Source organism: Vibrio sp. YT-16 (genome assembly GCF_033337405.1).
GTDB classification, from domain to species: domain Bacteria; phylum Pseudomonadota; class Gammaproteobacteria; order Enterobacterales; family Vibrionaceae; genus Vibrio; species Vibrio alginolyticus.
This window is the reverse complement of the sequence record NZ_JAWOQQ010000001.1, coordinates 86,594-108,768: the sequence shown is the minus strand read 5'-3', so window position 1 is coordinate 108,768 and position 22,175 is coordinate 86,594. Positions and strand designations below refer to the sequence as shown.

Annotated in this window: 21 protein-coding genes and 1 other annotated feature; of the genes, 4 read left to right on the top strand and 17 right to left on the bottom strand. The window is 44.3% G+C overall.

All coding sequences use genetic code 11. The features are described from left to right. Nucleotides 1–103 precede the first annotated feature (103 nt). From yciA to R7F07_RS00460, 6 genes are all read right to left on the bottom strand, one after another. Nucleotides 104–499, bottom strand: a complete 396-nt coding sequence (yciA, locus tag R7F07_RS00485) for an acyl-CoA thioester hydrolase YciA (protein ID WP_005376768.1) — start codon at nt 497–499, stop codon at nt 104–106. A gap of 225 nt (nt 500–724) precedes the next feature. Further along, on the bottom strand, nt 725–1,288 hold the full coding sequence (locus R7F07_RS00480) for a septation protein A (RefSeq protein ID WP_064368603.1): 564 nt from the start codon (nt 1,286–1,288) through the stop codon (nt 725–727). A 199-nt stretch (nt 1,289–1,487) separates the two neighbouring features. Further along, nucleotides 1,488–1,730 (bottom strand): hypothetical protein, encoded by a 243-nt coding sequence (locus R7F07_RS00475; protein ID WP_005376770.1) that lies wholly within the window; start codon nt 1,728–1,730, stop codon nt 1,488–1,490. Nucleotides 1,731–1,841: 111 nt separating this feature from the next. Continuing rightward, nucleotides 1,842–4,382, bottom strand: coding sequence for a hybrid sensor histidine kinase/response regulator (locus tag R7F07_RS00470; protein ID WP_171343049.1), 2,541 nt, complete (start codon nt 4,380–4,382; stop codon nt 1,842–1,844). Then, complete coding sequence (locus tag R7F07_RS00465) at nt 4,375–5,559, bottom strand: acyl-homoserine-lactone synthase (protein ID WP_054730548.1); 1,185 nt, start codon at nt 5,557–5,559, stop codon at nt 4,375–4,377. The genes R7F07_RS00470 and R7F07_RS00465 overlap by 8 nt, the downstream gene beginning before the upstream one ends. 156 nt (nt 5,560–5,715) lie before the next feature. Then, nucleotides 5,716–6,975: a dicarboxylate/amino acid:cation symporter gene (locus R7F07_RS00460; RefSeq protein ID WP_005376774.1), complete on the bottom strand. Its 1,260-nt coding sequence runs from the start codon at nt 6,973–6,975 to the stop codon at nt 5,716–5,718. A 543-nt stretch (nt 6,976–7,518) separates the two neighbouring features. Here R7F07_RS00460 and R7F07_RS00455 point away from each other — a divergent pair. Further along, nucleotides 7,519–9,060, top strand: a complete 1,542-nt coding sequence (locus R7F07_RS00455; protein ID WP_054577046.1) for a long-chain-fatty-acid--CoA ligase — start codon at nt 7,519–7,521, stop codon at nt 9,058–9,060. A 126-nt stretch (nt 9,061–9,186) separates the two neighbouring features. Here the strand turns inward: R7F07_RS00455 and R7F07_RS00450 are convergent, their stop codons facing one another. From R7F07_RS00450 to R7F07_RS00415, 8 genes are all read right to left on the bottom strand, one after another. Next, entirely contained in the window at nt 9,187–9,882 is a 696-nt protein-coding gene (locus R7F07_RS00450; protein WP_171343050.1) for a Crp/Fnr family transcriptional regulator, read from the bottom strand. Nucleotides 9,883–10,078: 196 nt separating this feature from the next. Further along, complete coding sequence (trpA, locus tag R7F07_RS00445) at nt 10,079–10,885, bottom strand: tryptophan synthase subunit alpha (RefSeq protein ID WP_005376778.1); 807 nt, start codon at nt 10,883–10,885, stop codon at nt 10,079–10,081. Further along, on the bottom strand, nt 10,885–12,075 hold the full coding sequence (gene trpB / locus R7F07_RS00440; RefSeq protein ID WP_005376781.1) for a tryptophan synthase subunit beta: 1,191 nt from the start codon (nt 12,073–12,075) through the stop codon (nt 10,885–10,887). Before trpB ends, trpA begins: the two co-directional genes overlap by 1 nt. 64 nt (nt 12,076–12,139) lie before the next feature. Then, entirely contained in the window at nt 12,140–13,579 is a 1,440-nt protein-coding gene (gene trpCF, locus R7F07_RS00435) for a bifunctional indole-3-glycerol-phosphate synthase TrpC/phosphoribosylanthranilate isomerase TrpF (RefSeq protein ID WP_171343051.1), read from the bottom strand. A 13-nt stretch (nt 13,580–13,592) separates the two neighbouring features. Further along, on the bottom strand, nt 13,593–14,603 hold the full coding sequence (gene trpD, locus R7F07_RS00430; protein ID WP_017635721.1) for an anthranilate phosphoribosyltransferase: 1,011 nt from the start codon (nt 14,601–14,603) through the stop codon (nt 13,593–13,595). 37 nt (nt 14,604–14,640) lie between these two features. Then, complete coding sequence (locus R7F07_RS00425) at nt 14,641–15,249, bottom strand: aminodeoxychorismate/anthranilate synthase component II (protein WP_132936805.1); 609 nt, start codon at nt 15,247–15,249, stop codon at nt 14,641–14,643. A 16-nt stretch (nt 15,250–15,265) separates the two neighbouring features. Beyond that, nucleotides 15,266–16,831 carry an anthranilate synthase component 1 gene (locus R7F07_RS00420; protein ID WP_025767265.1) on the bottom strand — a complete coding sequence of 522 codons (1,566 nt, stop codon included), beginning with the start codon at nt 16,829–16,831 and terminating at the stop codon, nt 15,266–15,268. A gap of 126 nt (nt 16,832–16,957) precedes the next feature. Further along, nucleotides 16,958–17,061: a sequence feature (Trp leader region), on the bottom strand. Further along, complete coding sequence (locus R7F07_RS00415; protein WP_171343053.1) at nt 17,008–17,133, bottom strand: Trp operon leader peptide; 126 nt, start codon at nt 17,131–17,133, stop codon at nt 17,008–17,010. (Overlaps the previous feature by 54 nt.) A gap of 95 nt (nt 17,134–17,228) precedes the next feature. Here R7F07_RS00415 and rnm point away from each other — a divergent pair, with 95 nt between their 5' ends. Together rnm and R7F07_RS00405 are read left to right on the top strand one after the other, a co-directional pair. Next, on the top strand, nt 17,229–18,086 hold the full coding sequence (rnm, locus tag R7F07_RS00410; RefSeq protein ID WP_005386777.1) for an RNase RNM: 858 nt from the start codon (nt 17,229–17,231) through the stop codon (nt 18,084–18,086). A gap of 59 nt (nt 18,087–18,145) precedes the next feature. Continuing rightward, the gene (locus R7F07_RS00405) at nt 18,146–18,766 is read left to right on the top strand and encodes an L-threonylcarbamoyladenylate synthase (RefSeq protein ID WP_005376791.1); all 621 of its coding nucleotides are present in this window, start codon (nt 18,146–18,148) and stop codon (nt 18,764–18,766) included. Between the two features lie 93 nt (nt 18,767–18,859). Here the strand turns inward: R7F07_RS00405 and R7F07_RS00400 are convergent, their stop codons facing one another. Continuing rightward, nucleotides 18,860–19,570: a calcium-binding protein gene (locus tag R7F07_RS00400; RefSeq protein WP_005376796.1), complete on the bottom strand. Its 711-nt coding sequence runs from the start codon at nt 19,568–19,570 to the stop codon at nt 18,860–18,862. 565 nt (nt 19,571–20,135) lie between these two features. Here R7F07_RS00400 and rluB point away from each other — a divergent pair. Next, on the top strand, nt 20,136–21,074 hold the full coding sequence (gene rluB / locus R7F07_RS00395; RefSeq protein WP_005376798.1) for a 23S rRNA pseudouridine(2605) synthase RluB: 939 nt from the start codon (nt 20,136–20,138) through the stop codon (nt 21,072–21,074). Between the two features lie 187 nt (nt 21,075–21,261). On the opposite strand, the gene R7F07_RS00390 is transcribed toward rluB, so the two are convergent. Together R7F07_RS00390 and yeiP are read right to left on the bottom strand one after the other, a co-directional pair. Further along, the gene (locus R7F07_RS00390; protein WP_005376800.1) at nt 21,262–21,582 is read right to left on the bottom strand and encodes an HI1450 family dsDNA-mimic protein; all 321 of its coding nucleotides are present in this window, start codon (nt 21,580–21,582) and stop codon (nt 21,262–21,264) included. A gap of 2 nt (nt 21,583–21,584) precedes the next feature. Continuing rightward, nucleotides 21,585–22,151 (bottom strand): elongation factor P-like protein YeiP, encoded by a 567-nt coding sequence (gene yeiP / locus R7F07_RS00385; protein WP_005376801.1) that lies wholly within the window; start codon nt 22,149–22,151, stop codon nt 21,585–21,587. Nucleotides 22,152–22,175: the final 24 nt, after the last annotated feature.

Here is a 22,175-nt window from a genome sequence, read left to right as displayed (position 1 = left end):
TAATTGGTAGGGTAAAGTGTTAATTTAACGCCTTTTTTGTGTCTCTCACAAGTGAACAACAGAAAATGTGAGATCCTTTCTAACTGTTAGCGTTGTAGGTTGACTAATTCTGAACCGGACGTGGTTTACCTTCACTGTCAATGGCTACGTAGTTGAAGGTCGCATCACAAACCATGAAGCGTTCGCCAACACCGTGAGCTTTGACGGGTTTGACCCATACTTCCAAATCGACACTCATGGATGTGCGGCCGATCTTAGTGCATTCGCCGTAGCAGCATACGACATCGCCCACACCAACAGGTTTTTTGAACGTAATGCTTGATACCGAAACGGTGACAACGCGACCACAAGAGATCTCTTTTGCCAGAATCGCGCCCGCTAAGTCGAGCTGAGACATTATCCAACCGCCAAAAATATCGCCATTGGCGTTTGTATCTGCAGGCATTGCAAGGGTACGAAGCAGCATTTGACCTTTCGGAGAGCTAATTTCTTGACTCATTGTGACATCCTAAATCTTAAAGGCGCTCAAACTAAGCGCCAACATAGTAAATACCTAGAACCAAAGGTCCTTAAAAAACCGCAGATACCGGACCAGAGAAAGTTGATTTACAGCAGCAAGAATGGTCTGAAAACGGTACGTTGTTTGAGCGGTTTACTGATACATGGAGCAAAACAGCGACCCTAAGGTCGCTGTGAAGTCGCGGATTATAGCAAAACTGAGTTTTTAATCATCAGTGGACACATCGGATGAGTTATTTTTTTGTTCTTTTGGCATGTGTTTATAAATGTAAAAGCCAGTCGCAATCATGTAGGCAAATGTCGCGATCAACATTCCAAATACTTTGAAGTTAACCCAAACATCCAACGGCAATTCGTAAGCAATATAAATGTTTAGGCCAGCGAAGAATGAGAAGAAGCCAACCCAAGCCCAGTTAATCTTTGCCCAAACAGCGTCAGGTAACGTAATTTCCTTGCCTAGCATACCTTTGATGGCTGATTTTCCCAATGCGTGGCTCACTGCTAAGCCAATCGCCAGAATCGCGTAAATGATGGTGACTTTCCACTTTATAAAATTGTCGTCGTGGAAGAAAAGGGTCATGCCGCCGAAGATAGTGACGATAACAAATGTTATTAGCTGTATCTTTTCGACTTTCTTATATAGCGCATAGGTGACGACAAGCTGAATGGCTGTTGCTGCGATCAGTGCACCTGTCGCCACGTAGATGTCGTACAGCTTGTATAAAGCGAAGAAAACGATGAGTGGTATAAAGTCTAGGATCTGCTTCATGATGGCAAAATCTACCTAATTATTGAATTGAAGACAGTCTAACGGAATCTGACAAGATGTGAATACTGAGGAAGTTAAGGTAAGAATAGTAACGCTTAGTATATCGTACAGCCCGCAAGCTTCTTCCACGTCGAAACAGCAAATGGAAGGAATAAAAATTGCCGCGATGAGGCGGCAATAAAGTTGAGAGTTTTAAACCTTAAGCAACACGTTGATATTGGGAAATAAGCGTTTTTACATCTTCTAAATAGCCTTCCCGTAGTAAGTTATCGACCGTTGCTTCTAGCTCTTCGAGAGACATCGTGAAGCAAGTGGATTTACCAGTCATCAGGCTCAGATATTGATGATACTCTTCTTCTGTATAGTGGCCTAAGCGATCAAGTAACAGTGTTTTGATTCCATGATGAATCAAGCCGTAGTATGTATGTCGATGAAGTAACATGGCGATCTCCTTATCAAGCTCATACGCTACTCATTTGCAGCCTGCTTGACCTTCTGGATAATTCGATTTACTCCAATAATGCACATCTAGTGCCAGTTCTATATTTGCAAATTAAAAAGTGTTGGAAGGTGCAAAATTCTCGTTCTGTAGCCATCTTTGGATGACGACTTGAAGTGCATTTAACGTGGTGGGCTTTTCGAGTCTGTCATCCATGAGTTTCGAAATTAGCTCCAACTCTCTAGCTCCAGACTCACCAGATAAGGCAATGATTGGAACGGAGGATGTGATTTGCTTAATCCGTTGGCTTGCGTCAAATCCATTCATTACCGGCATTTGGACATCCATAAGAACGAGATCAATCTTGTGAGAGTGGAATAGTTCTACCGCAGAGGCTCCATTATTTGCTTGTAAGCTGTTGACTCCCAGCCTTTTTAAATACATCTGTACCAAGGTGCGTTGCACCTCTTTGTCATCAACAATGAGCACTGTTGGTGCATCTATAGATACTTGTACGTGTTGAGCTGAATGATTTTCAGAATGTGATGCAGTTGCTTTCCAGCTATCAAAGTCCGGTGCTCTTAATGTCTCTGGTTTTGGTGCGTTTGGTACGACTGGGAAATACAAGTAGAATTCTGTGAACTCGTTCAATTCAGACTGGCACTCTATTCGTCCTCCGAAGGAGCGCATAACACGTTGGCAATAGCCCAAACCTAAGCCACTGCCTCCGCTTTTTTGATACGAGAAAAAGTCATCAAATATCTTGTGTAAGATACTGCTACATATACCTGGCCCACTATCTCGGAAGATCAGAATGTTTTCGTAAGCCCCCGTCTGGGTACGAATCTCAATTTGACTGTCGGGATAAGAATCAAAATAGTAGATAGCGTTACGAATCAAATTGAAAATGACAAAGTTAAACAGGGTCTCATTTAACTTCGCGACAAAATCGTGTGCCTGTGGCAGGTTAATTCTCTCTATTATTTGATCGTTTTCAAAACCATAACGGCTTACTGCTTGGTCGATGGCTTTATGTATGGAAGTGAGAGCTAAAGGCTCATGCTCTGGTGAGCTGTCGCTAACTTCTCGTAAAATAATATCGATAAGTTGTCGACCGCGTTGTATAGCGGCTTCACCTTTATCAATTTCTCTTTTTAGCGTATCCAGTGAGGCGTTTGACTCTATATGCTGTTTTAAAGCTTCAAATTGTAATTGTACTTGAGCGAGAGGGTTACGCATTTCATGTGCAATGGAGTTAGCCAGCGCACGGCTTTGGCGTACCTTTCTATCGGCTTCAATGGTGCTCTGGATGCGAACTAATAACGTTTGCAGAGCTGAGATTTCTTCATTAGAAAACAGCTTATTATCTATTTTATGTGAAGAAATTAGTAAGTGAGTAACAGACTTTCCACGACCGAAGAGAGGCATAACGAGCGCAGTATTGCTTGAGCGCATACGCTCGTAGAGCTTTCTCATCGACCCTTTAGAAGAGGAGGCATAATCAATTTCTTCAGACAACTCATCAAGCACGAGAACTGACTTGCTTGACGGCAGGTACTCTTCGTAAAACGTTTCTGTGTAATTGCTAGTGACTAGCTGTAGCTTGTTGTTTGGTATGTTAAGTAACGATGCCAACTGACGCATAGCATCATCTATTGAGCGTTTAAACTCTTCCTCTAACCCAAGGATTTGCTGAACGGGAGTGTGTCGTTTCCCATAAATAAAATACGAAGCGTAATGACTGACTCGCTTAAAAAGCAAGTGCCAAGTGATACCGATAAGCGCACATAAAGGTACCGCAACAAGCCATTGGTTATCTTCAGAGATCGGAATAAATATCGCCCCTAGCGGCAGAACAAAAATGGCGCAGACTAAGAGCGCGCTTACCGTTAAGTACGTGAGATATTTAGCGCTGTAGAAGCGAGAGGTAAGTAGGGCATAGCCCACAAACAACATTTCGCTGATTGAAAGTGCTGGTGGTAACCAAGTTAGGGAGAAGTCGCCAAGGAAATACGTCATTCCAAGGTGTATCACTGCCGTAGATAACATGAATACCAAAATGCCAGCGATCATATAGTTGCTTTTTGCTAGCGTGAGCTTGCTGCTGTTCGCGCGCATGGCAATCAAGTTAAGCAGCGTTAGTACCACGAAAGCTAGCAAACTAATGAAAAAATATGAGGTATGTGGGCCAAATTCAATGACGAACAGGCTTGGACCACTAATGGTGACATTTTCGACAGTAAGATTCGGCACTAAGTTGATGTACAGTGAATACGTTGCTAGTGCGACAAAGACGACTTTTTGCCAGACTTTGACCGCTGTTTTTTTTACATCTGCGGTTAACTGGCAAGAAAAATAGAATGCAAACGCAAAGGCGAAAAAAGACGCTAAGTTCGCTAACTTAGCCATAAAAATGCCACCAACAGAGCCTAATTCTGGCAATAAATCGGTATGGAAATAGGCGTTGCTGCTTATCCAAATAATGATACAGCTGGAATAAGCGATGTAAGGCGCGTGATGCGAGCCTAAGATTGATTCACTCTTCTGTTTTAGGCGATAGCAGTAATACAGTAGCCAAGCGAATACTATTAGTACAGTCGCGTACAATGCCATTGCTTTTGGGTAAAAGAGACCGTGCAAATGAACATCAAGCATGCTCATTCACCTTTTTATCCATTCTTTTTGTTCGTACGCAATGTTTGTAGTCGCGAAATTGTATGTCTTGAAATGCTTCAACCATCATACCTAAATTCCAGAAACCGCGGTATGTCTTGGTACCGTCACCGTTAATGTCGCGGTATCCTGAGTGAAAGTAGGCACTTAAATCAATAGATTGATAGAAATTTAACATAAATACTTGCTCAATAATGGTAAAGCCGAGCTTATAGCCTGCTTTATAGAGCTCGCTCATCATAGTTTTTTGCGCCAGATACAAAAAATACAGCTTTTGTTGAATGTTGCCTCCCACCGTAAGACGCAGTACTTCGCAAACCGCTTCACTGTTCTTTACACGAGATTGAAACTGAGCATCAAACTCAATAAGAGTGTGCTCATGAGTTAGAGCACGACACTCCAAAATACCCAGTTGATTGAGAACACTGTACCCATGATTAGGAAAGCAAAACTGCCATTGTTCGTTACTAAACTGTGGTGAGTAACTGAGCCAGTTATTTCGTTGATGCCAGCTTTGCACTAAAGCGGAGGAGACCATGATTGGTGAAGATGACGATTTGAGCAAGAGGGCAAAGTGCTGCCCTTTTTGCGAGAGTGATAAAAGAGGCAAGATTTCAAACCATTGTTCAGTTTGGACGAAAAGCTCAAGATTACTCAGTGTGATCGCTTCGGAAATCGGCATTAACGCTGCATGATTTGGCAGCATTACCTCAAGATCGCAATCTGCGATATCTTCAATTAACACGCTAGTATAGCTGTGGTCGTCAAACGGAAGCGGAGTAGGAATCGCAGCTTCGTTTGAAGGATATTTTTGCTTGATTGCTTCGATCTCGCATTGACACCAGAAAACCATCCAATGCGGGTAACAATCTGCGGCAAGTTGTTCAAGTAAACGAATCTCTTTGGAGAAACCTGTCGGATACTGTTGCACTAAATCTCGATAATCCATTAACTCAAATAGTGCAGAAAGACTTTTTGATGCGTGTTTAGGAAAGAGAGATTTAAGCAGTTTTATTCGATACAGAGCAACCTGTTGAAAAAGAGCATCTCGTTTTTGTTTCGTTAGGGTAAGAATAACTGAGTCAACCAGGGCCTGCTGCTTTGATTCGATCGGCAAATTTATTTTGGTGAGATATTCCAAAGATTGCTCAAGACTCATGATATAACCTAGCTCTAACGTTTTGTTATATTTTGTAATGGTTTATATCATTTTGAAAAATTTATGCCATCGGTTTCTATTTGTATAGTTACGTAATGCAAGAAAAGACAAAAAAACCGCTCATTATGAGCGGTTTTTGGTCTATTCAAGAAAGGGTTAGGCTTCTTGCTTTTTTAGCTCAGCTTCTGCCGTTTCTTCTTCAATTAGCGCATCAACGATAACTGCACATGCAGCATCACCTGTGATGTTCAGTGCTGTACGAATCATATCGAAAATACGGTCAAGAGCGAATAGCAGCGGTAGACCTTCAATTGGAATGCCAGCGGCAAGAAGCACGGCAACCACTAGGAAAGAAGGGCCAGGAACACCCGCTTGACCAACCGCACCCAATGTAGACGTTACGATAATTGCAATGTAAGCGCCCATGCCTAGATCGATATTGAACAGTTGAGCAAAGAAGATAGCAACCAAGCCATAGTAAATCGCATTACCTGACATGTTGATCGTTGCGCCTAGAGGCAGAACAAATGATGCAGTTGAATTTTTTACGCCCAGCTCTTTTTCACAGGTGTCCATTGTAACAGGCAGTGTTGCCATAGAAGACGCTGTTGAAAGCGCAACTGCTTGCGGTTTCTTCATTGAAGACAGGAATTTCTTCGCAGATGTCTTCGTGAAAACATGCACCATTGCTGGGTAAACAACGAAACCGAAGATTAGGATGGCGGCAACGTAAACAACGAACAGTTTAAACACCACCATTAGTGCACCAAAACCGAACGTACCGACGGCTTCTGCCATCAGACCAAATACACCGATAGGTGCAATGATCATTACTTTGTTGATCATCCAAACCATTGCGTCAACGATGCAGTTAACACCATTGATGATTGGTTCACGACGCTCTTTTGCTTGCTTAGAAATCGCAATACCAAAGAACATACAGAAAACGAGGATCTGTAGGATGTTTGCTTCATTTAGTGATTGGAAAACGTTGGTTGGGATCATACCAGTGATGGTTGCCCAGAAAGTAGGTAGTTCACCTTTTGAAGCGTATTCTGCTGAGAACATGCCTTCAACGCCAGAGACGTCGATACCCATGCCTGGTTGGAATACTTCACCCATAAATAGTGCAAGCGCAACGGCTAGGGCGGATGTTAAACCAAAATAACCTAGAGTGACGATGCCAACTTTACCTGCTGACTGGCTGTTCCCAAGACCAGCGGCGCCAGAAATCAAGGCTACAGCGACCAAAGGAATAACCAACATTTTGATTAAGTTGATAAAGATAGCACCTAAAGGAGCGAACACTGTCGCATCATGACCCATCATGGCACCAACGGCTGTGCCCACGATCATGGCGATTACGACTTGTACGCCAATGTTGTTTAGCAAACTCTTTTCTTTTAACACTTCCATAACCTCTGTGCTAATAAAATGTAAAATCCTAAAATTACCCACTAACCATAAATGGATTTACGGATAATTATCTCGCCTTGCTTTTTACACTTATCGTTTACAATTGGCAATATGCAGCAAGGTATTATTGATGGATTAATCGATATTTTATTGACGAACGATAAAGTTTTGTTCAATAGCAAACGTTTGCTATTGATTTTTCTTATAAGGGTCGCGCTTAGGATTGTTCAAGTTTATTTTTCTTTATTTGTTTTCTTTTTGTTAATTTTAACCGCTTTTGTATTTGCTATTGCAGTCAGAGTTTTTAGTGACTTGGGTTGATATTTATAACAATTCATCTCTTTCAAGCTCACACTTTTATTAATTTGCCTTCTGAAATGTTAATTGCTTTACATTCTTGGCTCTAATTGCGTTGTAAACATAATGTTAAATTGTAATGACTGGTGAGACTCAAATGCTGACGATCCAGTGTTAGAGATAACTTGCTTAGTTAATGCTCCTGAGCTGATTAGACGAGAAAGACAAGTAAGAGGTGAAGAGACTATGATGAATCTTGCTGCTGCGTTACAAAGAAATGCTGCGAGTAAACCAGATAAAACGGCGTTGATATGTGGCACTGAAAAGATAAATTATGCGCAGTTTGATGCGATCGCCGGCAAGATCGCAGCGTCTTTAATCAATAAAGGCGTAAAGCCAGGTGACCGCGTTGCGATTTCATGCCCAAACATTCCTTTTTTCGCGTTTGTTTATTATGCAATACAAAAAGCTGGCGCGGTTGCAGTCCCATTAAATGTGCTTTTGAAAGCGCGAGAAATTAAGTATCACTTAGAAGATTCAAAAGCGAAGTTTTATTTCTGCTTTGAAGGGACGAAAGAACTGCCAATGGCAAAAGAGGGTGTCAAAGCCTTTGAACAAGTCGATACATGCGAAGGCATAGTCGTATTGACTCAATCTCAAGATGAAAGCTATTGGAATGGTGTAATAACTCTCAATGCGTTTATAGCCGATGTCCAACCGTTGCCGGATTATATACCGCGTAATGCGGATGATACATGTGTGATTTTGTATACATCAGGGACGACAGGCTTACCAAAAGGCGCTGAACTGACTCAGCAGAACATCATAATGAACGCTCTGGTGGCACAAAACATTATGGGCAGCCAGGCCGATGATATTCACTTAGTAACTTTGCCTTTATTTCATACATTTGGTCAAACCGTCCACTTAAATGCTAGTGTTTTGGGCGGGGCAACATTGGTGTTAGTGCCTAGGTTTGAGCCTAAACATGTTCTTGAGCTGGTGGAAAAACATAGGGTGACGATATTTGCTGGTGTGCCAACGATGTACATCGGTCTGCTTCATGTGCAGCATCAATTTGATACCTCGTCATTGCGTGTTGCAGTAAGCGGTGGTGCGCCATTACCAACCGAAATCTTTCGAACCTTTGAAGAAACATTTAATGTGCCGATCTTAGAAGGATACGGGTTGTCGGAGACAAGTCCTATTGCATGTTTTAATCATTTAGATCAGGAGCGAATACCAGGCTCGGTAGGTCAACCGGTTCAAGGCGTCGAAGTAAGAGTTATCGACATTGAAGGCAATGCACTACCGATAGGCGAAGAAGGTGAGATTGTTGTGCGTGGTCATAATGTTATGAAGGGATATCTTGACCGCCCAGAAGTTACTGAATCTGCGCTACAAAATGGTTGGTTCCATACTGGTGATGTGGGCCGCTTTGACAGTTCAGGTAATTTATTTATTGTCGATAGAATGAAAGATCTGATCATTCGAGGTGGATTTAATGTTTATCCCAGAGAAATTGAAGAAGTTTTCATGACTCATCCTGCCGTTTCAATGGTCGCGGTGATAGGGATTCCAAATGAAGAGTATGGCGAAGAGATAAAAGCCTACGTTGTACTTAAACCAAAAGAATACATTGACGCCGATTCATTACAAAAGTGGGGTAAAGAGCAATTAGCCTCGTTTAAATATCCTCGTTATGTCGAAATTCGTGAACACCTCCCGATGAGTGCGACAGGAAAGATTTTGAAACGTGAGTTGAAATCTGAATTGAATATAGCTTAGTTAATTCAATGGTTTTTGTGTCACAGCGCCACTTGCCTAAGCGCAAATGGTGTTGTGCTCTTGACCAATTAGATGCATAAGGTTTTTAGCTATCGTTAGACAATACTTACCGTTTGTTGAATGGATCTATTGCTCGAGTTCTTTAAAGTATTCTTCTAAGCGTTTCGGATTGGTAATGGTTACTGAGCCATAGTTTAGCTCTAGCATCCCAATACTTTCTAATCGTTTTAGTATCTTGTGTACGCTCTGACGAGTTAGCCCCATCATGTTAGCGATATGTTCTCTTGTTACCCTGACAACGCATGGTCGAGTATCGATCGCTTGATTAAGTTGGTATTCAGCAAGTAGCAGCAACCTTTTGGCGACTCGTTCTTCAATTCCTCTAATCGCGTCATCTTCGATAACAGAAATAGCAGACCACAAGCGGCGGCTAAGTAAGTCGAGTATAGTGGGGTAACTTTGAGGGTATTTGGCGAGTAATTGGCGAAATTTATCTCCAGGAAGCTCCATTACAGTCACGTCCGAATGCGCGGTCGCACCAAAAATACGAGGCATGCCGGGAGAAAAAACATTGTCTCCAAACCAGCCACCATCTTCGAAAATCATCAGTGTGACTTCTTTGCCTTTTGAACTAATTGAGTTCACTCTCACTGCACCTTGAGCTATGACCATAAGAGAAGATTGAAGCGCACCTTTATTGCAAATCAGTGCTTTTTCGTCGAAGCAGCGAACCTTAGTCATTTGCGCTGCTTCACTAAGCCCTTTATCTGGCAGCCCTGATAGTACAGGACATTTGGCTAGCAGTGTTTTGACTTCTTCCATGTAGCAACCTTACTGCACATTGCTTTATTGAGTTAGTTAAGTTACCCAAGCTTAACACTCTTTGAGTGCTCTGCTTGAGATAGATTTGGAAAGTGCGGGCGTTGAACAAAAAATGACGTGGTATAAACGCGATAGTAAGAAAACGCCCACTAAACATAATGTTAAGCGGGCGTTGTTATGTCATATCAAACTGAAATTATTTTTGAGTGGCAGCTTTCATTGCAGAAACGAATTCACCTAGCTTGTCGAGCATAATTTGTGGCTGCTCAACGTTCGCTTCAATGATTTTTACCACGGCTGAACCAGAAATTGCACCAGCCGCACCAGATTCTAGTGCTTGTTTCACCTGTGCAGGCTCAGAGATGCCAAAACCAAGTAGCGCTGGTGGTGCATCAAATTGGTTCAGTCTATCGAGCATATGACCTACAGGCATGTTTGCTTTGGTTTCTGCGCCAGTAACACCTGCACGAGAGAGTAGGTAAGTGTAGCCGCCACCCAACTCTGATACTTGCTTCAGTGTTTCATCACTTGCCGTTGGTGGTGCGATGAAGATTGGGTGAATACCAAACTTTTCTGCAGCAGCAACAAATTCAGCACTTTCATTAGTTGGTACGTCTGCAATCAAAACAGAATCGATGCCTGCTTTTGCACAACGCTCATAGAAGTTCTCGATACCACGAGAGTAAACAAGGTTCGCGTACATAAGAAGACCAATAGGTAACTCTGGGTATTTAGCACGGATCTTACCAATTTGCTCAAAGCAGATATCTGGTGTTGCGCCTGAGTCTAACGCGCGAATGTTAGCGCCTTGGATGGTTGGGCCATCGGCTAGCGGATCTGAGAATGGAATACCAAGTTCAAGGGCATCTGCACCAGACTCAACCAGTGTTTCCATGATTTTGTAAGACTGCTCGGCGTTTGGATCGCAAACCGTTACGAACGGTACAAATGCGCCTTGGTTCTTTTCGTTTAGGCGCGCAAACATCTTCTCATAACGGCTCATTAGATTGCTCCTTTTTCTTCTAGGATGGCATGTACAGTGAAGATATCTTTATCACCACGACCTGATAGGTTAACAACCAACAATTGCTCTTTTTCTGGATTCTCACGTGCCATACGTAGTGCGTGTGCCACGGCGTGAGAAGATTCAAGAGCAGGGATGATGCCTTCATGGCGTGCAATCTCTTGGAATGCTTCTAGTGCTTCATCGTCTGTCACGTTGTCGTATTCAGCACGGCCAATTGCGTTTAGGTGTGCGTGTTGTGGGCCAACTGAAGGGAAATCAAGGCCAGCAGATACCGAGTAAGACTCTTCTACTTGACCGTTTGGATCTTGCATCAATGGCGCTTTCATACCGAAGAAGATGCCTGTTTTACCGTGCTTAAGTGGTGCACCATGTTGGTCTGTATCGATGCCTTTACCCGCAGGTTCTACACCAATTAGGCGAACGCTTTCTTCTTCGATAAAGTCAGCAAACATACCAATCGCGTTTGAACCACCGCCCACACATGCGATAACCGCATCAGGAAGACGACCTTCACGTGCCAAAATCTGATTCTTCGTTTCTTCACCAATCATGCGTTGGAAGTCACGCACGATCGTTGGGAATGGGTGAGGACCTGCCGCTGTACCTAGTAGGTAGTGCGCGTCTTCATAAGTTGCAGACCAGTCGCGTAGCGCTTCGTTACATGCATCTTTAAGTGTCGCAGAGCCCGAGTGGACAGGGATAACTTCTGCGCCCATTAGTTTCATACGGAATACGTTCGGGCTTTGACGCTCAACGTCTTTTGCACCCATGTAAACGCGACACTTAAGGCCAAGCAGCGCACACGCTAGTGCAGTTGCTACACCGTGTTGGCCTGCGCCTGTTTCTGCGATGATTTCGTTTTTACCCATGCGTTTTGCAAGCAGCGCTTGACCCAACACTTGGTTGGTCTTGTGCGCGCCACCGTGAAGTAGGTCTTCACGTTTTAGGTACAGTTTGGTTTTCGTACCTTTGGTTAGGTTACGAGTTAGAGTCAAAGCCGTTGGACGGCCCGCATACTCTTGAAGAAGGGTCATGAACTCACTGCGGAATTCTGGATCTTCTTGCGCGTCGATAAACGCTTGCTCTAGTTGCTCCAGTGCTGGAACTAGAATTTGCGGAACGTACTGACCGCCGTATTCGCCAAAGTAGGCATTCAGTTTTGCCATCGTTATATTCCTTCTCGTATTTTTCGCTACGAATAGCTTTAAATTTTTTAGCTGATATCCAGCTTTAGTAGTTGCGAATGGCGCTGAATGCCGCAAGCAACTTCTGTGAATCTTTTTTGCCTGGTGCGCTTTCTACACCAGAGTTTAAATCTAATCCCAAGCAACCTAGTGTCGCTGCTTGTTGAGCATTTTCTGGCGACAGTCCGCCCGCTAGCATAATTTGACTTGGGTCGCCGATCAGTGACCAGTCGAACACTTGTCCGGTTCCACCTGTTTGAGTGCCAACTTGCGCATCTAATAGGTGACGGTCAATGTTGTCCGAAAGCAGTTCTGGCTTGGCATCAGTCACGCCGTAAGCTTTCCAAATTTCTACCGCTGCTGGCAGTTCGGCTTTAAGTTGGTTTACGTAAGCTTGGTCTTCTTGACCGTGCAGTTGCACCGCTTTTAAACCCAAAGAGGTCACGACAGAAGCAACAAAATCGATATCGTGATTTTGGAAAACGCCCACGTAGTTCAGTGGAGCACCGCTCATGGTTAGGCGAGCACCTTCAAGGTCAACCGCACGCTTCGACTTCTCGACAAAAATCAGGCCACCAAATACCGCGCCAGCTTGATATGCTTTTGCTGCGTCATCTGGATGCGTTAAGCCACACACTTTGTTTTCGCCTAAGGTCACTTTACGTACAGCAAGTTCCAAGTTGTCTTCTGCCATCAGTGAACTACCAATCAAGAAGCCGTCTGCGTATTCCGCTAAATCACGAACTTGTTGATGCGTATAAATGCCAGATTCTGAGATTACTGTTGCGTTAGGAGCCAGTTCGCGAATTGTCGGTGCCAGTTCTTTAGTACGATTCAAATCAGTACTTAGGTCGCGAAGGTTACGGTTATTAATGCCGATAACGCGTGCGCCTAGCTTAACTGCACGATGAAGCTCTTCTTCGTTGCTGACTTCGGTCAAGATACCCATGTTCAGGCTGTGCGCCGCTTCCTCTAGCGCTTTGTACTCTTCGTCATTAAGGACAGAAAGCATCAGTAGCACGGCATCAGCACTGTAATGACGTGCTAGGTAAACTTGGTAGGTATCTACCATGAAGTCTTTGCACAGAACCGGTTGTTTGACTTGACCGCGCACTTGAGGAAGAAAGTCAAAGTTACCTTGGAAGTACTTTTCGTCTGTTAGGACTGAAATTGCATCTGCGTGGTTGTTGTAAACCGACGCAATGTAATCCAAGTCGAAGTGATCACGAATCAAACCTTTAGAAGGAGATGCCTTCTTACATTCTGTGATGAATGCCGTCTTTTCGCCACTCAGAGCATCGTAGAAGCTGCGGTCCGATGGCAGCAAATCAGACTGAAATGTGCTTAGCGGTTGAGACATCTTACGGTCTGCTACCCACTGATATTTGTCGCGGACAATTTTCGCCAGTACTTCTGCCATTTCTGCTTCTTTCTTAGAAACGTGTTCAGACAGGTTGTCAGCTTGCTGAGTGTTGAAGTCAGTCATCTTCTTCAATTCCTTAAGCGTGTGCGGCAAGTTGTTGTACCAATTGGTACGCCTTGCCTGAATTCATTGCCTCAATCGCTTGTTGCGTGTTGGCTTTTAAATCTTCGTGGCCGAATAGACGCATTAGCAGAGCAACGTTTACTGCCACTGCGCCCAATTGTGCGTCTGTCCCTTTACCCGTCAGAATATTGGTAATGATCGCTTTGTTTTCTTCAGGATCGCCACCTTTGATTGCTTCTAGTGGGTGCGCTTCTAGACCGAAGTCTGCAGGCGTTAATTTGTATTCTGTGATCTTACCGTCTTTGATTTCGGCAACGGTTGTTTCACCGTGAATTGCTACTTCGTCCAAACCACTGCCGTGTACTACAGCGGCGCGCTTCATACCCATTTGTAGCATGGTTTCTGCGATAGGACGAACCAGTTCTTCACTGTAAACGCCCATCAATTCGATGTTAGGACGAGCAGGGTTAATCAGTGGGCCAAGAATGTTAAAGATGGTGCGTGTTTTCATGGTTTGACGCACTGGCATCGCATGGCGCACACCACCGTGGTATTGAGGTGCAAATAGGAAAGCAACACCGATATCGTCTACCGCTTTGCGCGTATCTTCTGCGCTCATAGCTAGGTTGATACCAAATGAATCAAGAAGGTCAGAAGACCCCGATTTGCTTGAAACGCTGCGGTTACCGTGTTTCGCTACTTTTAGACCACATGCTGCAGCAACAAACGCCGCAGTGGTTGAAATGTTGATGGTGTTGTGACCGTCGCCGCCAGTACCTACGATATCCGCGAAATCATAATCTGGACGAGGGAATGGGTTTGCGTTTGCCAGCAGTGCTTTTGCCGCGCCTGCAATTTCGTCTGGCGTTTCGCCTTTGATTTTTAGTGCAGTCAGCGCTGACGCCATCAAAATTGGATCTAGTTCACCACGGATAATGATGTCGAATAGCTGTTGGCTCTCTTCCTGAGTAAGCGATTCTTGCTCGTACAGTTTGGTAATAATAGGGTTGATGATTGCTTCCATATTTCCTCTCCTAAATTTCTTATGTGCCAAGTGCTTTTTAAGCAGTGAGTGGGTTCGCTGAAGTTTGTTCTTCAAGTGCCCATTCAATGGCATTGGCCAACAGTGTTGCTCCGTAGGTCGTCATAATAGATTCCGGGTGGAATTGGAACCCGCAAACTTTATCTTCTTCATGTACAACAGACATTACCAAGTCATCCACTTCTGCTGTGATGGTTAGGCTCTCAGGAACCTTGGTCGCAACCAGCGAGTGGTAACGTGCAATTGAAAGTGGTGATGGTAGGTTTTGGTAAATCGCATGGTTTTGGTGCTCCATCATAGAGACCTTACCGTGAATGATTTCGCCCGCGCCAGCAACGGTGCCGCCGTATGCTTCAACAATCGCTTGGTGACCAAGACAAATTCCGATCATCGGCACTTTGCCCTTCATGCGTTGGATAAGCTCCGGCATTGAGCCTGCCTCTGACGGTGCGCCAGGACCTGGCGATAGCAGAACCACCGGGTTTTCAAGCTCGTTTATCGCTTGTTCAATGGTTTCTGCTGGAATGTTGTTTCGGTAAATCTTGACTGAGTGACCTAGCGAGCGGAATTGATCCACAAGGTTGTAGGTGAACGAGTCAAAGTTGTCGATAAAAATGATATTAGCCATCTCTGAACCCTATTCCTTATTGTGACTTATGAGCTGCTTGGATAGCAGAGATTACCGCTTGTGCTTTGCCGCGCGTTTCGTCTGCTTCCGCTTGTGGATCAGAGTCGAACACCACGCCCGCACCAGCTTGAACTTGAGCAATGCCGTTCTCAACGTACGCTGAGCGGATCACGATACAAGTATCTAATGTACCTTCGCCAGTAAGGTAACCCACAGCACCGCCGTAGCTACCGCGTCGTGCGCCTTCTACATCGCGAATCAACTGCATTGCACGAATCTTTGGTGCGCCAGTGAGCGTACCCATGTTCATACAAGCTTGGTATGCGTGCAGTGCATCTAGGTCTTCACGCAGTTGGCCAACCACACGAGATACCAAGTGCATTACGTGGCTGTAACGGTCGACTTTTAGAAGGTCTGCTACGTGGCGAGTGCCAGCTTGAGCAATACGAGCGACGTCGTTACGTGCCAAGTCAACCAACATCATGTGTTCTGCGTTTTCTTTCATGTCGGTGCGCAGTTCAAGTTCGATGCGGCTGTCTAGGTCGAAATCAATCTCGCCGTTAGGGCGCTTACCGCGGCGACGAGTGCCTGCGATTGGGTAGATTTCAATTTGGTTGGTATCGGTTTCATACTTAAGCGCGCTTTCTGGTGATGCGCCAAACAGAGTGAACAGCTCATCTTGCATGTAGAACATGTAAGGGCTTGGGTTACTTTGTTTCAGTTCTTTATAAGCAGCCAGTGGAGAAGGACAAGGTAGAGTGAATCTACGAGACGGTACAACTTGGAATACATCGCCTTTCACTACGAACTCTTTTAAGTCGCGAACGGTTTGGCAGAAGTCTGCATCAGACACGCTAGGTTCTACCGTTACATCTGTTATTTGCTCTGCACTCGGCAACAGTTTTGGCGCTGCACACTGGGCGCTAATTTCTGCAATACGAGTCTCTAACGCTGTTTTCTCTGAACCATCAACAAACAACGTCGCTTGAAGCTGGCAAGATTCCGTTTGATGGTCGACAACAAGTAGTGTTTCCGCGACGTAGAAAACGTAATCTGGACACTGATTTGTTGCTTCGGCATTACCAAGCGGCTCGAAGTTTGCGACTAAGTCGTAGGCAAACAGACCACCAAGGAAAATCGCGTGTTTGTCTTGCTGTGAAATATCAAAACTATGCTGAACCAAACGCAGCGCATCGAAAGAAGAGGCTTCACGTAGGCGAGAGTCTTCATCTAACGTGTCGCATGGCTGGTTAAACTCCAAAGTTAGCGTTTCGCCATCGAACTTGCTCTCAACGTCACCACGGATGTTCTGGTTTAGGTGAGACAGTAGGTTTTTACCGTTATTAGTCAAGGCGTGCATGCTAACGGTATGGCCGAAGCAAACAATGCGAACCGCTGAATCTACGATCAGCAGGGATTTTAAATTTTGCTTTGAATCGATCTCAGCAGATTCCAGCAATAGGCTGTCAGTTTTGTTCTCACATAGTGTGTGGAACAAGCGAGTCGGGTCTTGAGTATAAGGGACGGAAGCCGTTAGCACTTCAAGCTGTCCAAGTTTCTTAATTTCAATGGCCTTGTTCACAAGACCTCCTTGTAGCTGTTTAAATCTTCCTGCCGTACATAGTCGCATAAAGCAAACGTTCTCCCAATCTAGAGTTGGCTATATTCGATTAATGTTTAGGCAGTTGAATGTGAAATGAGCAACAAAACAAAAAAGCCCGCTTAAGTAGCGGGCTTTACAACGTTTGGTTCTATAAACTAGAAGTATACGTTTGCCCACCAAGAACTAGTCCAAGTGCGCCACCAAGCAAGATCTGATGAGTTTGCCTTATTAATACAAACCGCAACTTTCGCTTTTTGGTTTTGGTTAAATTCTTGTAACATGGTGAACCTTAAATTACGTACTTTGTATTTGTGTACTAGTTAACTAGTGCGGGAGTAAAAAGTCAACCCCAAAACGGCATTAAAACGATAAAAATATGAGAATTGATTTACATAGTCACACCACTGCATCGGACGGTCGGTTAGAGCCTAAAGATTTAGTGGAAAGGGCGCTGAGTTTTGATATCGAGGTTTTGGCGATCACTGATCACGATACGGTTGACGGTTTGGCGTTAGCTAAGCAATACGTTCAAGATAATAATTTGCCGATAAAAATCATCAATGGCATTGAGATATCGACCGTCTGGCAAAACAAAGACATTCATATTGTCGGCCTGAATATCGATCCGGAAAATGAACAATTATCTGCCCTCATAGAACAGCAGAAGCAGCATCGCATAACACGATCTGAGTTAATTGCAGAGCGACTACAAAAAGCAACTCGAGTAGGTGTGCTTGAAGAGGTAAGGCAAATCGCCGGTGATGCTCCAGTGACAAGAGCGCATTTCGCGAAATGGTTGGTAGATAATGGTTACGCAAAAACCATGCAAATGGTGTTTAAAAAATACCTAACGCGTAATAACCCAGGTTATGTACCACCGAATTGGTGTTCGATGAAGGATGCGGTTGATGCTATCCATGCGGCTGGTGGAATGGCGGTATTAGCGCATCCTGGTAGATATAAGTTGACAGCGAAGTGGATTAAGCGTCTTCTAGCAGCGTTTGTCGAAGCGGGTGGTGATGCGATGGAAGTTGCACAGCCACAGCAAGCGCAACAAGAAAGGCGCAACTTGGCTGATTATGCTATACAATACAAACTATTAGCCTCTCAAGGCAGTGATTTTCACTACCCATCACCGTGGATGGAGCTAGGAAGGAACCTATGGTTGCCTGCTGGCGTCGAACCAGTTTGGAAAGATTGGGGAATAGATCCTTCGTTGAATAATACTCAGTAATACGAAGTCGAGAACCCATAAAAATATAGAGCCGAGAGGCTCGATAATGAGGAATTACAATGAGCCAGTTTTTTTACGTTCACCCAGAAAACCCACAGGCTCGCTTGATTAATCAAGCAGTAGCAATCATTCGTAACGGCGGCGTTGTGGTTTACCCTACTGATTCAGGGTACGCACTTGGCTGTCAGTTGGAGAACAAACAGGCACTGGAACGAATCTGTCAGATTCGTCGTCTGGATGATAAGCATAACTTTACTTTACTGTGTCGTGATTTGTCGGAGCTTTCTCTCTATGCGCGAGTGGATAACTCTGCATTCCGACTGCTGAAAAATAACACACCAGGTCCTTACACCTTCATCTTCAAAGGCACAAAAGAGGTGCCGCGTCGTTTGATGAATGCAAAACGTAAGACCATCGGTATCCGTGTTCCAGACAATCAAATTGCCTTGGACTTGTTGGAAGCATTAGGTGAGCCGATGATGTCTACGTCGTTGATTCTACCTGGCAGTGACGTAACAGAATCTGATCCAGAGGATATTCGCGATAAACTAGAACATGCGGTTGATGTGATTCTTAATGGCGGTTACCTAGGTGAACAACCTACGACTGTAATTGACTTTAGCGAAGGTGAACCTGTTGTGGTTCGTTTGGGATCTGGTGACCCTGCACCATTCGAATAGTAGACGCACACCACCGTCAAACAAAATAGGAGGCATCGCGCCTCCTATTTTTGTTATCATATCGAATATCTCATTGAACTTAACTGATTGAGGTTAAGCGAAATCGAAAATGTCGATACCATTTTGTTCTGCATAGTTGATGTATGCAGAGCTCACACCGTTTAGTGTCACTTCAACATTGTATTCATCACTTGAGAATACTGCCCAGCCACATTCATTGTAAGATAAAGTCAGATCATCCGCTGAATCCAAGAACGTATCTCGAATGCCATCGTTATCAGTGTCTCGGCCCATATCAAAGACAAGTTTGTCATGGAAAATATTAAAATCGACAATGTCGGCTTTAACATCAATATCGTTGGAAGACACTGGCTGATCAGGTACACCAATAGCCAGGCGGTTTGTAAGCACGAAGGTGTCGTCTCCACAGCCACCGCTCAGTACTGATTCACCATCACCAACAACGAGCGTGTCGTTACCCCAGCCACCACTCAAGTAGTTGTTGCCTGAATAATCAAAAATTGTGTCGTCGCCGCAGCCACCAAAGAGTTTGTCGTTTCCTAATCCGCCGGATAGGAAATCGTTTCCAAAGCCGCCAGAAACAAAGTCGTTACCTCGGCCACCAAGCAAGGTATCATCTCCCCAGCCACCGAAGACAATATCATTACCTCCGTATCCTACAAACTTATCATCACCACAGAAGCCGAAGAAAATATCGGTTGTTTCAGAGCCTTTTGTGCCTGTCATATCGTCATCTTGAGATGTCCCAAAAATCCAATTTAGGTCGAGATTTAGCATAGACATTGTTCTATTCCTTTTTGTCTGATTTATGCCAATCGCCGAGAGTGCAGAGCGAACCTAGAGAGTCAGAGTACACGATAGCATTAGTGTTATTTTTGATGTGAACTAATGACTTAAAGACAATTTTTGTCTTGTTACCCACGACCTTGCTTTGCTATGAGCGCTCATTGTCTGCGGTGATTGGTATTACTTAGCAGCAAACAGGGACGGCTTATTTTTCGTTGCTTTCTAGCAATACGAACAGTAAACACACCCCAAGTGGTTATTGTTGTAACCCTGACAATTTTATCAGGTACCGCGTGGTTAAAGTGGTTCAGGAAGACCGATATTAGTGGGATTCTCGTTGAGCAATGCCTGCTTTAAGTAGTAAAAAAGTTGCAGAATAGGACAAATATTTCGGTCATTTTTGAAGTGAATTTTGGTGTGGAGAATGGCGCCGATTTAGCTTACATTAACTAAGAAAGTTACGTATAATGTCCGACCGAAAAATCCCACTGAAATGGGTAAATAGCAAAATACAGACCAATCCTGGTCTAGACGTCTGTGAAGACGACACATAGGTAGATAAATGAGCGAAAAGTTACAAAAAGTATTAGCACGTGCTGGTCACGGTTCTCGTCGTGAGATTGAATCGTTAATTAAATCTGGTCGCGTTAGCGTGAACGGTGTAGTCGCTAAGCTTGGTGAAAGACTTGAAGACGAGAGCAGCGTAGTTCGTATCGATGGTCACATTGTCTCTGCAAAGATTCAAGAAGAAGTGATTTGTCGTGTACTTGCGTACTACAAACCTGAGGGTGAACTGTGTACTCGTCACGATCCAGAAGGTCGTCGTACTGTTTTTGATCGTCTGCCAAAAATTCGTGGCTCTCGTTGGATTTCAGTTGGTCGTCTGGATGCGAACACTTCTGGTCTTCTACTTTTCACAACGGATGGTGAACTGGCGAACCGCTTAATGCACCCAAGCCGCCAAGTTGAACGTGAATACCTAGTACGTGTGTTCGGTGAAGTAACTGAACAGAAAGTTCGTAATCTAGTAAAAGGTGTTGAACTGGAAGACGGTTTAGCTCGCTTTGAAGATGTTGTTTACGCGGGTGGTGAAGGCATGAACCACACGTTTTACGTTGTTATCAACGAAGGTCGTAACCGCGAAGTTCGTCGACTATGGGAATCGCAAGAGTGTACCGTTAGCCGTCTGAAACGTGTTCGTTACGGCGACATCTTCTTAGACAAGAAACTGCCTCGTGGCGGTTGGATGGAGCTTGACCTGAAAGAAGTAAACTACTTGCGTGAGCTTGTAGAGCTTCGTCCAGAGAAAGAAACCATGCTTGATCTGAACAAAGACAACACGTCACGCAAACGTGAGCGTGCACGCAGCCAAAAAATTCGTCGCGCAGTTAAGCGCCATGAAGAGCGTGTTAACACACCAAAAGGTCGCAGCAACAACCCTTCTCGTCGTAAGCCGAAGAAGACTGCTGGTGACCAAGGCGCACGCAACAAGCATCGTTAATCGATAGCAAAACATCAGAAAGGCTTGCCAATTCGGCAAGCCTTTTTCTTATCTGTTACATAACAAAAGGATCTAAAGCCGATATAGAGCAGGGTGTTTTGGATAAACAAATATCTCAGCTAAACAAAAACAGCAGATAAAAAAATACCAGCACTAGGCTGGTATCTTTGTTCATGATGAAGAAACGTTAATCGCGTTTCCAAAGCATATGGCAGAACTTATGTTCAGGGTCTCGGCTGATTAGCATACGAGCAAATACGTCATCAAGAACGTCATTTTCCTCATTTACTAGGCCGATACGAACCTCTGCATATACTTCTTTATCGATCTCGAAGCCAACATGTTCAACCCAGTCATCACCGGTTTCAACAAGTTCTGCGGCACCACGATCTTCAAATTGCGCAGTAAACAGAATCACGTCAGCAGGCTCTAGGTTATCTGGAGCCATCTCAAGGAAAATGTCGTACGCTGCGTCGATGACGTCGTCGTAAGAAATCAAATCAGACATGCTTATGCTCGGCTCATGTATTTACGTTCAGCTGTGTTAATGATAACACGGTCACCAGTTGCAATGTACTCAGGAACCTGGATGACAAGACCTGAAGCGAAGCGTGCTGGCTTAGTGCGAGCAGATGCAGAAGCACCTTTGATTGAAGGGTCAGTTTCTTCAATCACTAGCTCAACAGAAGATGGTAGTTCAATACCCACTGCAGCACCGTTAACAAGGATAATGTGGATACCTTGTGTATCTTCGTTGATGAACAGCATGTCGTCTTCAACTTCATTGTGCTTGAATGTGTATTGTGAGTAGTCTTCGTTATCCATGAAGATGTGCTCATCGCCGTCAGCGTATGAGTACACAACTGCACGTTTGTTCATTTCTACCGTTTCAACAACGTCATCAGACTTGTAACGCTCATCTACACGTGCGCCCGTGTTTAGATCTGTACAACGCATTTTGTAGATTTTAGCGCCGCCACGACCGCCTGGAGTCGTTACTTCGATGTCTTTAACTAGAAGAGTTTTACCATTAGACTCGATTGCGAAGCCTTTTTTGATTTCACTTGCCTTTGGCATTGTATATTCCTATTCATACTTATT

Bases quoted from the DNA above. Each gene is read 5' to 3' on its own strand.
- trpCF (WP_171343051.1), bottom strand. From the start codon at position 13,579: ATGACTGACTTCAACACTCAGCAAGCTGACAACCTGTCTGAACACGTT.
- R7F07_RS00465 (WP_054730548.1), bottom strand. From the start codon at position 5,559: ATGAGTCTTGAGCAATCTTTGGAATATCTCACCAAAATAAATTTGCCG.
- trpB (WP_005376781.1), bottom strand. From the start codon at position 12,075: ATGGCAAAACTGAATGCCTACTTTGGCGAATACGGCGGTCAGTACGTT.
- trpD (WP_017635721.1), bottom strand. From the start codon at position 14,603: ATGGAAGCAATCATCAACCCTATTATTACCAAACTGTACGAGCAAGAA.
- rluB (WP_005376798.1), top strand. From the start codon at position 20,136: ATGAGCGAAAAGTTACAAAAAGTATTAGCACGTGCTGGTCACGGTTCT.
- yciA (WP_005376768.1), bottom strand. From the start codon at position 499: ATGAGTCAAGAAATTAGCTCTCCGAAAGGTCAAATGCTGCTTCGTACC.
- R7F07_RS00475 (WP_005376770.1), bottom strand. From the start codon at position 1,730: ATGTTACTTCATCGACATACATACTACGGCTTGATTCATCATGGAATC.
- R7F07_RS00460 (WP_005376774.1), bottom strand. From the start codon at position 6,975: ATGGAAGTGTTAAAAGAAAAGAGTTTGCTAAACAACATTGGCGTACAA.
- R7F07_RS00450 (WP_171343050.1), bottom strand. From the start codon at position 9,882: ATGGAAGAAGTCAAAACACTGCTAGCCAAATGTCCTGTACTATCAGGG.
- rnm (WP_005386777.1), top strand. From the start codon at position 17,229: ATGAGAATTGATTTACATAGTCACACCACTGCATCGGACGGTCGGTTA.
- R7F07_RS00455 (WP_054577046.1), top strand. From the start codon at position 7,519: ATGATGAATCTTGCTGCTGCGTTACAAAGAAATGCTGCGAGTAAACCA.
- R7F07_RS00470 (WP_171343049.1), bottom strand. From the start codon at position 4,382: ATGCTTGATGTTCATTTGCACGGTCTCTTTTACCCAAAAGCAATGGCA.
- R7F07_RS00425 (WP_132936805.1), bottom strand. From the start codon at position 15,249: ATGGCTAATATCATTTTTATCGACAACTTTGACTCGTTCACCTACAAC.
- R7F07_RS00415 (WP_171343053.1), bottom strand. From the start codon at position 17,133: ATGTTACAAGAATTTAACCAAAACCAAAAAGCGAAAGTTGCGGTTTGT.
- R7F07_RS00390 (WP_005376800.1), bottom strand. From the start codon at position 21,582: ATGTCTGATTTGATTTCTTACGACGACGTCATCGACGCAGCGTACGAC.
- R7F07_RS00400 (WP_005376796.1), bottom strand. From the start codon at position 19,570: ATGTCTATGCTAAATCTCGACCTAAATTGGATTTTTGGGACATCTCAA.
- R7F07_RS00480 (WP_064368603.1), bottom strand. From the start codon at position 1,288: ATGAAGCAGATCCTAGACTTTATACCACTCATCGTTTTCTTCGCTTTA.
- R7F07_RS00405 (WP_005376791.1), top strand. From the start codon at position 18,146: ATGAGCCAGTTTTTTTACGTTCACCCAGAAAACCCACAGGCTCGCTTG.
- yeiP (WP_005376801.1), bottom strand. From the start codon at position 22,151: ATGCCAAAGGCAAGTGAAATCAAAAAAGGCTTCGCAATCGAGTCTAAT.
- trpA (WP_005376778.1), bottom strand. From the start codon at position 10,885: ATGAGCCGTTATGAGAAGATGTTTGCGCGCCTAAACGAAAAGAACCAA.